This is a genomic window from Mesorhizobium sp. M2A.F.Ca.ET.042.01.1.1, from assembly GCF_003997405.1.
In the GTDB taxonomy this organism is placed as follows: domain Bacteria; phylum Pseudomonadota; class Alphaproteobacteria; order Rhizobiales; family Rhizobiaceae; genus Mesorhizobium.
Window position 1 is genome coordinate 16,159 of record NZ_RZRX01000002.1, and the last position, 12,658, is coordinate 28,816.

General features: G+C 64.7%; 10 protein-coding genes and 1 pseudogene. 5 read left to right on the forward strand and 6 right to left on the reverse strand.

Annotated features, from left to right (window positions below; genetic code table 11):
* Window positions 1-114 precede the first annotated feature (114 nt).
* Window positions 115-2,574: a DNA translocase FtsK gene (locus tag EOA23_RS00505; protein WP_127302524.1), complete on the forward strand. Its 2,460-nt coding sequence runs from the start codon at window positions 115-117 to the stop codon at window positions 2,572-2,574.
* A gap of 30 nt (window positions 2,575-2,604) precedes the next feature.
* Here EOA23_RS00505 and yihA read toward each other — a convergent pair whose 3' ends face one another.
* The 3 genes from yihA to EOA23_RS00520 all read right to left on the reverse strand — a co-directional run bounded on the left by yihA (window position 2,605) and on the right by EOA23_RS00520 (window position 4,396).
* Complete coding sequence (gene yihA, locus EOA23_RS00510; RefSeq protein ID WP_281058737.1) at window positions 2,605-3,240, reverse strand: ribosome biogenesis GTP-binding protein YihA/YsxC; 636 nt, start codon at window positions 3,238-3,240, stop codon at window positions 2,605-2,607.
* A gap of 32 nt (window positions 3,241-3,272) precedes the next feature.
* Complete coding sequence (locus EOA23_RS00515; RefSeq protein ID WP_127302526.1) at window positions 3,273-3,911, reverse strand: CatB-related O-acetyltransferase; 639 nt, start codon at window positions 3,909-3,911, stop codon at window positions 3,273-3,275.
* Between the two features lie 122 nt (window positions 3,912-4,033).
* Window positions 4,034-4,396: a hypothetical protein gene (locus tag EOA23_RS00520; protein WP_245473922.1), complete on the reverse strand. Its 363-nt coding sequence runs from the start codon at window positions 4,394-4,396 to the stop codon at window positions 4,034-4,036.
* Window positions 4,397-4,512: 116 nt separating this feature from the next.
* Between EOA23_RS00520 and EOA23_RS00525 the strand changes: the two genes are divergently transcribed.
* The 3 genes and pseudogenes from EOA23_RS00525 to EOA23_RS00535 all read left to right on the forward strand — a co-directional run bounded on the left by EOA23_RS00525 (window position 4,513) and on the right by EOA23_RS00535 (window position 7,805).
* Entirely contained in the window at window positions 4,513-4,977 is a 465-nt protein-coding gene (locus EOA23_RS00525) for a MarR family transcriptional regulator (protein WP_127302527.1), read from the forward strand.
* Window positions 4,970-6,265: an HlyD family secretion protein gene (locus tag EOA23_RS00530; protein WP_127302528.1), complete on the forward strand. Its 1,296-nt coding sequence runs from the start codon at window positions 4,970-4,972 to the stop codon at window positions 6,263-6,265. Before EOA23_RS00525 ends, EOA23_RS00530 begins: the two co-directional genes overlap by 8 nt.
* A pseudogene (locus tag EOA23_RS00535) lies at window positions 6,262-7,805 on the forward strand (DHA2 family efflux MFS transporter permease subunit). The gene EOA23_RS00530 and the pseudogene EOA23_RS00535 overlap by 4 nt, the downstream one beginning before the upstream one ends.
* A 721-nt stretch (window positions 7,806-8,526) precedes the next feature.
* On the opposite strand, the gene yidC reads toward EOA23_RS00535, so the two are convergent.
* From yidC to rpmH, 3 genes are read right to left on the reverse strand one after another with little or no spacing between them, the layout of a single operon-like run.
* On the reverse strand, window positions 8,527-10,359 hold the full coding sequence (gene yidC / locus EOA23_RS00540; protein ID WP_127302529.1) for a membrane protein insertase YidC: 1,833 nt from the start codon (window positions 10,357-10,359) through the stop codon (window positions 8,527-8,529).
* A gap of 14 nt (window positions 10,360-10,373) precedes the next feature.
* Window positions 10,374-10,727: a ribonuclease P protein component gene (gene rnpA, locus EOA23_RS00545; RefSeq protein ID WP_095819059.1), complete on the reverse strand. Its 354-nt coding sequence runs from the start codon at window positions 10,725-10,727 to the stop codon at window positions 10,374-10,376.
* A 16-nt stretch (window positions 10,728-10,743) separates the two neighbouring features.
* A complete protein-coding gene (gene rpmH / locus EOA23_RS00550; RefSeq protein ID WP_008833937.1) occupies window positions 10,744-10,878 on the reverse strand; it encodes a 50S ribosomal protein L34 in 135 nt (44 codons plus the stop codon).
* A gap of 253 nt (window positions 10,879-11,131) precedes the next feature.
* Between rpmH and EOA23_RS00555 the strand changes: the two genes are divergently transcribed.
* Complete coding sequence (locus EOA23_RS00555; RefSeq protein ID WP_127302530.1) at window positions 11,132-12,622, forward strand: HAMP domain-containing sensor histidine kinase; 1,491 nt, start codon at window positions 11,132-11,134, stop codon at window positions 12,620-12,622.
* Window positions 12,623-12,658: the final 36 nt, after the last annotated feature.

The following is a 12,658-nucleotide window of genomic DNA, read 5'->3' on the forward strand; positions in this document are numbered from 1 at the left end:
TCCGCCGACCCCTCTGAAAATATCGGTAGGCATCCGTCCGGCATGCGCTTTCGGAAGGACCTGTTAACCATCGCTTCCTATGTCTCGGGGACGTTCAATCGGCGAGTCTCGAGAATGACATCCATGCGTTTTCCCCGTGCCAATCTTTCCGGCGCTTCCGCTTATCAGGGCGACGACGATCGCGGCGCGGACGGGCGCCGGGGCGGGGTTCCGCAGGCGCAAACCGGGCAGGTGGTCGCGTTGCGCGTCGCGCCGGCGAGCGAATCGGAAGCGGCTCGCGCCGCGTCATCCGAATCGGCCGATGGCGAATTCAGCCGCCCGGCCTGGCAGGACTATTTCTTCCTTGCGCCGAACGTGCGGTTCACCCGCACGCCGGACACCGATCTCGCCCGGCGAGCCGCCCCGCAGGAAGATGCCGCGCCGGCCAGGACACCGGCCCGCGAGCCCGTCCGGCCTGCACCGCCAGCGCCGCCGCCAGCCAACTCAGTTCGGACGATTCCCGCGGCTCCCGCCGCTCGGGCAGCGGCGCCGGCGCAAGCCAAACCGGTCGTCGCGCCTTCCGCCGCCACGCCCGCCGCTCCCGCTGCGCCGCCCCAGCCCACGGCCGCTCCGGCACAAACGCCGCGCCCGAGCGGACTGCGCTGGTCCTATCTTTCCGATCATGCCTTCTTCGAATTCGGCATGCCTTTCCTCGCCGAGCGCCTGGCGCGGGCGCGCCTGAATGAAGCGGGCCAGACCCCCGCGGCTCCAGTGTCGCCGCCCGTCAGGCCGATGCCGGCGCCGTCGGCGCAACCGATGCCGCCCCGCGCCGCCTTCATGGGCGAGGCGACATCGTTCTACCGGGTCATCGAGTGGCGCTCCAACGCGACGGATATAAGCCCTGCTCCGGCGCAGGCACCGTCCCCAGTGGCCGCCCAGCCGGCACCTGCCGAGACCATGCCGGTTGCCGCGCCGGCACGCGCAAGGACGGCAAGGCAGGCACCCTCCCTGCCCATCGCCGGCGAGGTCGTGCCCTTGCCGGCTTCCGTCGGCTACGAGCTTCCCTCCGAGGAACTCCTGCAGATGCCGCCGGAAGGCCAGGGCTTCTACATGTCGCAGGAGCGGATGGAGCAGAACGCGGACCTGCTTGAGAGCGTGCTGGAGGATTTTGGCGTCAAGGGCGAGATCATCCATGTCCGCCCCGGTCCGGTCGTCACGCTCTACGAGTTCGAGCCGGCGCCGGGTGTGAAATCCAGCCGCGTCATTGGCCTCGCCGACGACATCGCCCGCTCGATGTCGGCGATCTCGGCGCGCGTCGCCGTGGTGCCGGGCCGCAATGTCATCGGCATCGAATTGCCCAACGAGACGCGCGAGACGGTCTATTTCCGTGAGCTGATCGGATCGGCCGGTTTCCGCAACACCTCCTGCAAGCTGGCGCTCGGCCTCGGCAAGACGATCGGCGGCGAGCCGGTCATCGCCGAGCTCGCCAAGATGCCGCATCTGCTGGTGGCGGGCACCACCGGTTCCGGCAAGTCGGTCGCCATCAACACCATGATCCTGTCGCTGCTCTACCGGATGAAGCCGGAGGAATGCCGCCTCATCATGGTCGACCCCAAGATGCTCGAACTGTCGGTCTATGACGGCATCCCGCATCTTCTGACGCCGGTCGTCACGGACCCCAAGAAGGCGGTGACGGCGCTCAAATGGGCGGTGCGCGAGATGGAGGATCGCTACCGCAAGATGGCGCGCCTCGGCGTACGCAATATCGACGGCTACAACCAGCGCGCGGCCAGCGCCCGCGACAAGGGCGAGGTCGTGACCATGCAGGTGCAGGCGGGCTTCGAGAAGGGCACCGGCGAGCCGCTGTTCGAGGAACGCGTGATCGATCTCGCGCCGATGCCCTATATCGTCATCATCGTCGACGAGATGGCCGACCTGATGATGGTGGCCGGCAAGGAGATCGAAGGCGCCATCCAGCGCCTGGCGCAGATGGCGCGCGCCGCCGGCATTCACCTGATCATGGCGACGCAGCGCCCGTCGGTCGATGTCATCACCGGCACGATCAAGGCCAATTTCCCGACCCGCATCTCCTTCCAGGTGACGTCGAAGATCGACAGCCGCACCATCCTCGGCGAGCAGGGCGCGGAACAGCTGCTCGGCCAGGGCGACATGCTGCACATGGCTGGCGGCGGGCGCATCTCGCGCGTGCACGGCCCCTTCGTTTCCGACCTGGAGGTTGAGCATGTCGTAGCGCATCTGAAGGCGCAGGGGCGTCCCGAATATCTCGACACTGTCACCGCCGACGAGGAGGAGGCTGAAGAGGCACCCGATACCGGCCCGGTCTTCGACAAGGGCTCGATTGCCGAGGAGGATGGCGACGCGCTTTTTGAGGAGGCGGTCAAGGTGGTCAAGCGCGACAAGAAATGCTCGACCTCCTACATCCAGCGCCGCCTCGGCGTCGGCTATAACCGCGCCGCCTCGCTGGTCGAGCGCATGGAGAAGGAAGGTCTGGTCGGCGCCCCCAACCATGTCGGCAAGCGCGAGATCCTCACCGGCCGGCGCGATCGCGAGCCCGAACGCGAAGAGACGGACTGATCCTGGCTGATCGGCCTCAGGCGGACGGCGTCAGCCGCCGTTCGCCACCAGCACGATCGCGGCGCGCAGCTCGTCGAGACCCGAGGCTTTTTCCGATGATGTCGCCAGGACCACGGGGAAAGCCGCCGGCCGTTTCTTGATCTTGGCCAGCGTCTCCTCGATCAGCCTCGGCACGCCGGCGGCCTTGATCTTGTCGGTCTTGGTCAGCACCACCTGGTAGGACACCGCCGCCTTGTCGAGCAGGGTCAGCACTTCCTCGTCCTTGGCCTTGATGCCGTGGCGGGCGTCGATCAGCACATAGACGCGCTTCAGCGTCACGCGGCCCTGCAGATATTCGTAGATGAGCTTCGTCCACTCATCGACCTTCTCCTTCGGCGCGCTGGCGTAGCCGTAGCCCGGCATGTCGACCAGCGCCATCGGCGGCAGGTCGGCGCCTTCGCCGGAAAACCCGTCCGGCACGAAATAGTTGAGCTCCTGTGTGCGCCCCGGCGTGTTCGAGGTGCGCGCCAGGCCCTTGTGGCCGACCAGCGCGTTGATCAGCGACGACTTGCCGACATTGGAGCGGCCGGCAAAGGCGATCTCCGGCGGTCCCTCCGGCGGCAGGAATTTCATCGACGGCACGCCGCGGATGAAGATCCAGCCGCGGGTGAACAGCTCCGGATCGATCTCAGTCCTGTCGCTTTTGGTGTCGGGCGCGCTCAAACCGCTGCCTCCAATCTTGCAATGTCGGCGCCGCGGATGGCGTTGAGATTGCGGCTGATCTTGTCGACCGGCCAGTCCCACCAGGCCGCCTTCAAAAGCCGCCGCACCGTGAATTCGTCGAAGCGCATCTTCACTGTCCTTGCCGGATTGCCGGCGACGATCGCATAAGGCGGCACGTCGTGCGTGACAACCGATTTCGCCGCAACGATGGCGCCATTGCCGATCCTGACACCCGGCATGGTCACCGCATCCATGCCGATCCACACGTCGTTTTCGACGATGGTGTCGCCGCGGATCCCCTTCGACCAGGTCTCAGGATCGAACCCTTCCTCCCAGCCATGGCCGAAGATGTTGAACGGGTAGGTCGAGAAGCCGGACAGGGCATGGTTGGCGCCGTTCATGATGAAACGCGCGCCTTCCGCGATGGCGCAGAACTTGCCGATCACCAGCCGGTCGCCGATGAAGTCGTAGTGGTGCAGCACGCATTTTTCGGCGAATTTGTCGGGACCGTCGGGATCGTCATAGTAGGTGAAGTCGCCGATCTCGATGTTGGGCGACGTCACTAGCGGCTTCAGGAAGCCGACGCGCGGATGCGTCGCCATCGGATGCTTGATGTTGGGATTGGGTCCGGTCATCGCGGTCGCTCCGTGGCTAGAGCAATTCTAGGAAAAGTGTGAGCGGTAAAAACAGAGAGACAGTGCGTTCCGGTGGTCAACGTCCGATCAAACTAACGTGATCCGGCCGCGGCACCAACCGTTCAGTGGCTGCCGCGGCAGATCACGATCGGGTTGGAAAGGGCGCTGTCGAATCCGCTGCCCTGATAGACCTGGACGTTCGACGCGCCGGGCGGCAGCGAGAAGCTGCCTTCGACGATCTTCTGGTCGCCGGTCATCGTGTGCAGCGCCCAGCTGAAGGTGCAGAATTGCGGCGGCGCCTTGGGTTGCACGTGGCTGCAGTTGAGCTGCGCGCCGCCCAGCATCGCCGCCCCGCCGCAGCTCACCGCGTCCTTCGCCGCGGCCGGAAAAGCGTATCCCACGAGCAGCGCCAGCATGGTGATCTTGAGCCGGTTCATCGTCTTGTCCTTGCCGAAACCCAAGCCGGTCCGGCGGTTCTGGCCCATCCGATATTTTTTCCAAGCGCCTTAGTCGGTCTTGCGCTCCGCGTCCAGCGGGATTATGTGCATGATGATAATAAGCATGCTTACGAAAGTTCGTCCACCGGCTCCGAAGTTCTCCCATGCCCTCCTCGCCCAATATCAGCTTCGTGCTGCACGACGTCGCGCGCCTGCTCAGGAAGCGGTTCGAGCAGCGCTCGTGCGCCTTTGGGCTGACCCGCGCGCAATGGCAGGTGCTGGCCTATCTTTCCGTGCATGAGGGCATCCACCAGAACAAGTTGGCCGACCTCATCGAGATCATGCCGATCACCCTCGCAAGGTTGCTCGACAAGATGGAAGCGCGCGGCTTCGTCGAGCGCCGGCCCGATCCGGCCGACCGCCGGGCGTGGCTCCTCTATCTGACCCCGCAGGCGCATCCGCTGATTGAAGTGATGCGCAGCAACGGCCGGAAGACGCGTGACGAAGCCTTCGCCGGCCTGTCCGCGGACGCGCAGCAGCAACTGCTGCAAGCCCTTTGCCTGATCAAATCCAATCTGCTCGAGGCCTGCACCCAGCCGGCCGTCGACCGGGAGAAAGTCCATGTCTGAAGGAACCTCACCCAGAAAGCCCGCCGACGGAGAAAATGCCGGCGAAAGAGCAGGCGACCAGGTCATTCGCCTGGACAGCCAGCGCGAGCAAAGGCGCGGCAATAATCAGCCTGTCGTCGAAGACGATGAGCTGGAAGCGCCCGTGGCGCCGGAGCCGGTGACGCTGGAGGCGCCTTCGGCGCAGCCGAAGCCGGCTTCCGTCACCGTGGCTCCACCCGCTCCCGCCAAGCCGCGCCGCAGCCTGACGCGGCCGATCCTGTTCGCGCTGCTGCCGGTCGCACTGGTGGCCGGCGGTTACTACTATGTCGTCGGCGGCCAGATCATGACCACCGACAATGCCTATATCCAGGCGCAGTCGCTCGGCGTGTCGACCGACGTCTCCGGCACCGTCGACGAGATCGATGTGCACGACAACCAAGCGGTGAAGAAGGGCGACGTGCTCTTCCGGCTGCGGCCGGCCTCCTTCGAGACCGCGCTCGCCGGCGCCAAGGCGCAGCTCGGCACGGTGCGCAACCAGGTGCTGACGCTGCAGGCGAGCTATCAGCAGTCGCTGGCCTCGATCGACCAGGCCGAGGCTGACATTCCCTATTACGAGTCCGCCTTCCAGCGTCAGCAGGACCTGCTCAAGACCTCGACCGCCTCCAAGGCGACCTTCGACAGCGCCCAGCACGATCTGATCGCGGCCCGCCAGAAGGTGACCGTCGCCAAGGCGCAGGCGCAGGCGATGCTTGCCCAGCTCGGCGGCGACGCCGGCCAGCCGGTAGAGCAGAACCCGTTCTACCTGCAGGCCCAGTCGGCGGTGGACGATGCGCAGCGCAACCTCAACGATTCCGTCGTCAAGGCGCCGTTCGACGGCATCGTCACCAATGTCGACGCCTTGCAGGTCGGCAAATACCTGCCGGCCTCGCAGCCGGCCTTCAGCCTGGTGTCGTCGACCGACATCTGGATCGCGGCCGAGCCGAAGGAAACCGAGCTCACCTATGTCCGGCCGGGACATAAGGCGACGATCAGCATCGACGGCTATCCCGGCGAGGTCTGGCACGGCACGGTCGGCTCGATCAGCCCTGCATCGTCGTCCAGCTTCTCGCTGTTGCCGGCGCAGAACACTAGCGGAAACTGGGTCAAGGTCGTGCAGCGCATCCCGATGCGCGTGACGATCGACGATCCGGACGGCAAGCCGCCCCTGCGCGGCGGCATGAGCGCCGTGGTCGACATCGACACCGGTCACGCCCGCGGCCTGCCCGACTTCATCGCCAGCCTCTTCAAGCAATCCGGACCAAAGTCATGACAACGGCTTCCGCGACAGGCGCGCGCGTGGTCGCCAATCGCGGCGCCATCACCGCCTGCGTCATCCTGGCGGTCATCATGCAGGCGCTGGACACCACCATCGCCAACGTCGCGCTGCCCTATATCCAGGGCAGTGTTTCGGCGAGCGCCGACCAGATCAATTGGGTGCTCACCTCCTATATCGTCGCCGCCGCGGTGATGACGCCCCCGTCCGGCTATCTCGCCAATCGCTTCGGCCGCAAGCGCATCCTTCTGGTGGCGATCACCGGCTTCGTCGTCGCTTCGGTGCTGTGCGGCTTTGCCCAGTCGCTGCCGCAGATCGTCGGCTTCCGCCTGCTGCAGGGCCTGTTCGGCGCAGCACTCGTGCCGCTGTCGCAGTCGATCCTGCTCGACATCTACAGCGCCGAGGAGCGCGGCTCGGCCATGGCGCTGTTCGGCGTCTCGGTCATGGTCGGCCGGTGCTCGGTCCGGTCATCGGCGGCTGGCTGACCGAGAACGTCTCCTGGCGCTGGGTGTTCTACATCAACGTGCCGATCGGCGCGCTGGCCTTTATCGGCGTCTTAATGTTCGTCCAGGAAACCAAGCTCGACTTGAAGGCAAGGCTCGACTGGCTGGGCTTCGGCATGCTCAGCCTCGCCATCGCCTCGCTGCAGATGTTCCTCGACCGCGGCGAGCAGCTCAACTGGTTCTCCTCGGCCGAGATCATCGTCGAGGCGCTGGTCTGCGCGTCGGCCTTCTACATCTTCATCGTCCACACTTTCACCGCGCGCGACACCTTCGTGAACCCACGGCTGTTCCTCGACCGCAACTTCGCCGTCGGCATGATCTTCATCTTCATCATCGGCATCACCTATCTCGCCTCGCTGGCCCTGATGACGCCCTACCTGCAGACGCTGATGGGCTATCCGGTGGTGACGGCCGGCATCGTCATGGGGCCGCGCGGCCTCGGCACCATGGCCTGCATGTTCCTGGTCGGCCGCCTGGTCGGCAAGGTCGACACACGCTGGCTGCTTTTCATCGGCCTCGCCATCACCGCTTGGGCGATGTACGACATGACCGGCTGGACGCCGGACGTCTCGCAATGGACGATCATCAGCACCGGCTTCATCCAGGGCGCGGGTCTCGGCTTCCTGTTCGTGCCGCTCACCACCATCACCTTCGCCACGCTGGCGCCGGAGCGGCGCGCCGAAGGCACCGGCCTCTACAATCTGTCGCGCAACATCGGCTCCAGCGTCGGCATCTCGGTGGTCTCGGCGCTTTTGACGCAGAACCAGCAGATCAGCCACGCCAACATCGCCACCTATGTGACGCCCTACAATCCGGCCTTCGGCGATCCGGCGATCTCGCAGGCGCTGAGCCCCTACACCGCCGCCGGCCGCGCCGCGCTCGACGGTCTGGTCACGCTGCAGGCCACGATCATCTCCTATATCGACGACTTCAAGCTGATGATGATCCTGTCTCTGGCCGCCATCCCGCTGGTGCTTCTGCTGCGCAAGCCGTCCACGCCGGCCAAGGTCGATCACAGCGCGGCCATGGAATAAAAGGACCGGGATCCCGCCGCCCGCGGGACCCCGGCCTGCCGGACGACCTCCCAAACACCGGCGTCGCTGCGCCGGAAGCCGCCCAGCCCTTTTTGGGGAGGACTGGAATCGTACGAATCGAGCAGGCGCGGAGTTTCAGGAACTCCGAATAGTTTCCCGAAAATCATTCCCGCCCCGGCGGATCGAGGCAATCACGTATGGGTTTATCGGCGAAGGCCAACGCAACGCCGTCATCCCCGAGCCACCTGAGGATCCATTCCATGACCCTTGCCGTAGAGTGTGACGGTGCAGAATTCTGTAACCGTTGCAACGCCTTGGCGTAACGGCATGGATTCCAGGGCCTGCGCGCGTCGCTCCGCTCCTTGCCCCGCCCTGTAATGACGACCGGGGTGTAAGCCACGGCCAATCGCGAATGTTGGCGCTGGCGCTTCTGTCGCGACGTTGGAGATTGGCCGAACCCCCCGTGACGTCGTCATCCTCGGGCTTGACCCGAGGATCCATTCCGTGACCTTTGCCACGGAGTGTGAGGGTGCAGAATTCTGTAACCGTCGCAACGCCTTAGCGTGACGGCATGGATTCCAGGGTCTGCGCGCGTCGCTTCGCTCCTTGCTCCGCCCTGGAATGACGACCGAGCTATTGTCTCTGCAAATCGCAAAGGTCAGGAGACAACAAAAAACCCCGGCCGAGGCCGGGGTTTGAACTGCGCCGTCTGGTGCGCCTTCTATTCCGCCGGCGATGGTTTCTTGCGGAACATCGCCGCCAGATTGTCCCATAATTCGATCTTGGCGCCCTGGCGCTTCATGATCACGCCCTGCTGCAGGATCGACAGCGTGTTGTTCCAGGCCCAGTAGATGACGAGGCCCGCCGGGAAGGAGCCCATCATGAAGGTGAAGATCACCGGCATCCAGGTGAAGATCGCGGCCTGCGTCGGGTCCGGCGGCGCCGGGTTCATGCGCATCTGCAGGAACATGGTGATGCCCATCACCACCGCCCAGGCGCCCATATGCGGCAGGAAGGCGGGCGCCGCGAAGGGCAGCAGGCCGAACAGGTTGAAGATCGACGTCGGATCGGGCGCCGCAAGGTCGTGGATCCAGCCGAAGAAGGGCGCGTGCCGCATCTCGATGGTGATATAGAGCACCTTGTAGAGCGAGAAGAAGACCGGGATCTGCAGCGCCACCGGCCAGCAGCCGGCCAGCGGATTGATCTTCTCGGTCTTGTACAGCTCCATCATCGCCTGCTGCTGCTTCATCTTGTCGTCCGCGTATTTCTCGCGGATCTCGACCATCTTCGGCTGCACCTTCTTCATGTTCGCCATCGAGGCGTACGACTTGTTGGCCAGGGGGAAGAAGATCGCCTTGACGATGACGGTGGTGGCGAGGATCGCCAGGCCGAAATTGCCGAAGAATTTGTAGAGCGTGTCGATGAGCCAGAACATCGGCTTGGTGATGAAATAGAACCAGCCCCAGTCGATCAGCAGGTTGAACTGGCGAATGTGACGGTCGGCCTCGTAGGCGTTGATCTTGGCGACTTCCTTCGCACCGGCGAAGATCTCGGACTCGATTGTCGTCGACTGTCCCGGCGCGACGCTGATCGCATCGGATAGGAAGTCGGACTGATAGCTGTGGCTGTGCGGTCCGTCCTTGAATTCGAAATACGAGAATTTCGGCTGGAAGGGCTGCTTCTCCGTCGGGATAAGCGTCACGGCCCAGTATTTGTCGGTGATGCCGAGCCAGCCATCGGTGGATTTGCCGGGCTTGACTTCCTTGTCCTTCTCGATGGCCGCGTATTTGTACTCGCTCAGCCCTTCGCTGCCGGTCACGCCGATCAGGCCTTCATGCAGCACATAGGTGCTGGCGACGGCCGGTTTGTCGAAACGGGTGACGCGCCCGTAATTGTAGAGCGAGACGGCGGCCGTTCCCGAATTCTGCACCGTGTCGGAAACGGTGAACATATATTCGTTGTCGATCGAGATGGTGCGCTTGAACGTCAGGCCCTTGTCATTGGTGAAGCTCAGCGTCACCGGCGTCGAGGGCGTCAGCGTCGGATTGCCTTCGACGCTCCACACCGTATCCGCGCCCGGCACAGCGCCGGTCGCATCGTTGCCGACGAAGCCGATCTCGGCGAAATAGCCGTTGGGCAGCGATGACGGGTTGAGCAGCTCGATCTCGGGCGAGTTCTTGTCGACCGTCTCGGTATAGTGCTTGAGCTTCAGGTCATCCAGGCGCGCGCCGGTCAGATTGATCGAGCCTTCGAGGCTGGGTGTGTCGATCTTGACGCGCTTGGTGGCGTCGATGGCCTGGTCGCGGCTGGCGGCGGTCACCGCTTCACCGCCGGGTGCGCCGGGGACGCTGCCGGCCGCCGGGGCCGGCGTTCCGGCCGCGCCGGAGTTGGCGCCGCCGCCCGCTTCCTTCTTCTGCGCCTCGACGCGCTGCTGCTCGATGCGGGCCTGCTCGCGCTGCTGCTCCATCTTCGGGTTCATGTAGAACACCTGCCAGAGCGTCAGGATCAGCACCGACAACGCGATGGTGATGAAGAAATTGCGGTTGTTTTCCATCGAAAGCCCTTGGCCTATCGTGTTCCGCGCAGCCGGCGGGAAAGCTCGGCCTTCAACTGGCCGAACGGAGTGGCAAGCACGTCTTCACGCCCGACGATGACATAGTCATTGCCGGGCGCCATGTCATCGGCGGCGTGAACGCGCACGGCTTCCCTCAGCCGCCGCCGGACGCGGTTGCGCACCACGGCGTTGCCGACCTTCTTGGTGACGGTGTAGCCGACGCGCGGCGCAAGGTCGTCGCCGCGGTCGAGAACTTCAACGAGAAAAAGCCGTCCGCGGCGTTTCTCGCCGCCGCGCACAGCCAGGAAGTCCGCGCGTTTCAGAAGCCGCCCGGGAGTTTTCCCCTTTGGCTTGCCGGTTGCGGGCAACGATCTCGTCTTTCGTTCAGGCGCTGAGCCGCTTGCGGCCGCGATTACGGCGGGCAGCAACGACGCCACGGCCACCCTTGGTGGCCATGCGGGCACGGAAACCATGCCGGCGCTTCCGGACGAGCTTGGACGGTTGGTATGTACGCTTCATTTGTTTTAATACCGCGGGGTGCGGCCCTTCTTGATTCTGTCACTCTGTAACAGGAGCTTTGCCGGGCCGGCTTAGGCGCGATCGAAACCGCGCCGGGACGAATGGCCCGAGCGTGAGCGGGCTTATAGAAAGAAGGTTTTTGGAAGTCAATCCGCCCCGCCGCGAGGCAATTTTCGCGGGGATGACGATGAATTGGCAAAAAAGCCGCAAATCGCATAATCTTGCCCGATCAAGCCTTTGTGAATGCGCGTCAATGACGAGTGAAACTCTGTCCACGAACGAGAAGGCAACCCCGGCGGCAAACCCGACGCGCCGGGTGCCGCTGTCGCGCGGCCTGTCGACAAAGCTTCTTCTGCTCACCATTGCCTTCGTGCTCTTGGCTGAAATCCTGATCTTCCTGCCCTGGATCGCCAGCTACCGGGTGAACTGGCTGAAGGAGCGGTTGAGCACCGCCGCCGCCGTGTCGATCGTTTTGTTGCAGGGCGAGCCCAACGCGCTGTCGCACAACGCCCAGAACGATGTGCTGATGGCGATCGGCGCCAAGGCGATCGCCGTGCGCGACGGCGGCGTCTCGCGGCTGCTCGTCGTTTCCGACATGCCGCCGCAGGTCGACGAGCATATCGACATCGCCAATGTCGGCCTGGTCAACGGCATGACCGGCGCGCTCGACACGCTGGTCTTCGGCGGCAAGCGCATGCTGCGCGTCTTCGGCCCGGTCGGCGACAGCGACAAGGAATTCGAGCTGATCATGCCGGATTACCGTCTGCGCGACGCTATGCTCAGATACTCGCGCAATGTCGCCGTCGTCTCGCTGCTCATCTCGCTGTTCACCGCAATGCTGGTCTATGCGGCGATAGACCTGATCATGATCGGGCCGATCCGCACCATGACGCGCTCGATCCTGTCCTTCTCCGAGGCGCCCGACGATCCCGGGCGCATAATCTGCCCGACCGAGCGCGCCGACGAAATCGGCGTCGCCGAGCGCGAGCTGGCGCAGATGCAGGACCGGCTGCAGAAGATGCTGTCGGAACAGAAGCATCTCGCCGACCTCGGCCTCGCCGTCTCCAAGATCAATCACGACATGCGCAACATCCTGGCTTCCGCGCAGCTGATGTCCGACCGCCTGCGCCAGGTGAAGGACCCGACCGTGCAATCCTTCGCGCCGAAACTTGTGCGCGCGCTCGACCGCGCCGTCGCCTATTCGGAGGGCGTGCTCGCCTATGGCCGCACGCAGGAGCCGGCGCCGTCACGCCGACGCCTCAGGTTGCGCCAGTTGGTCGACGACGTGCACGGCCTGCTCGATATCGAGACAGGCATCGAGTTCATCAATGGCGTCGAGCATGCCTTCGAGGTCGATGCCGATTCCGACCATCTCTTCCGCGTGCTCACCAATCTGTGCCGCAACTCCATTCAGGCGATGGCATCCGACAAGGAGAGGACGGTCGTGCGCCGGCTGGCGGTCGCGGCCGAGCGTCACGGCAGCGTCAGCCGCATCACCGTCACCGACACTGGCCCCGGCCTGCCGCCCAAGGCGCGCGAGAACCTGTTCGCCGCCTTCCGCGGCTCGGCGCGCAGCGGCGGCACCGGCCTTGGCCTGGCGATCGCGCACGAATTGATCCGCGCCCATGGCGGCTCGGTCGAGCTTGTCGAATCGATCGGCGGCCGCACCGTCTTCGCCGTCACCATCCCCGACCAGCCGGTCCGGCTCGATCAAGCGCGCAACGGCCTGCGCCGCCCGGCTTGAGGAGCACTTCATCCGGCTCAGACCGGCCTAAGTCGC

Coding starts and splice junctions, on each gene's coding strand:
- EOA23_RS00505 (WP_127302524.1), top strand. CDS start 115: ATGACATCCATGCGTTTTCCCCGTGCCAATCTTTCCGGCGCTTCCGCT.
- EOA23_RS00515 (WP_127302526.1), bottom strand. CDS start 3,911: ATGACCGGACCCAATCCCAACATCAAGCATCCGATGGCGACGCATCCG.
- EOA23_RS00555 (WP_127302530.1), top strand. CDS start 11,132: ATGACGAGTGAAACTCTGTCCACGAACGAGAAGGCAACCCCGGCGGCA.
- EOA23_RS00525 (WP_127302527.1), top strand. CDS start 4,513: ATGCCCTCCTCGCCCAATATCAGCTTCGTGCTGCACGACGTCGCGCGC.
- yidC (WP_127302529.1), bottom strand. CDS start 10,359: ATGGAAAACAACCGCAATTTCTTCATCACCATCGCGTTGTCGGTGCTG.
- EOA23_RS00520 (WP_245473922.1), bottom strand. CDS start 4,396: ATGGGCCAGAACCGCCGGACCGGCTTGGGTTTCGGCAAGGACAAGACG.
- EOA23_RS00530 (WP_127302528.1), top strand. CDS start 4,970: ATGTCTGAAGGAACCTCACCCAGAAAGCCCGCCGACGGAGAAAATGCC.
- rpmH (WP_008833937.1), bottom strand. CDS start 10,878: ATGAAGCGTACATACCAACCGTCCAAGCTCGTCCGGAAGCGCCGGCAT.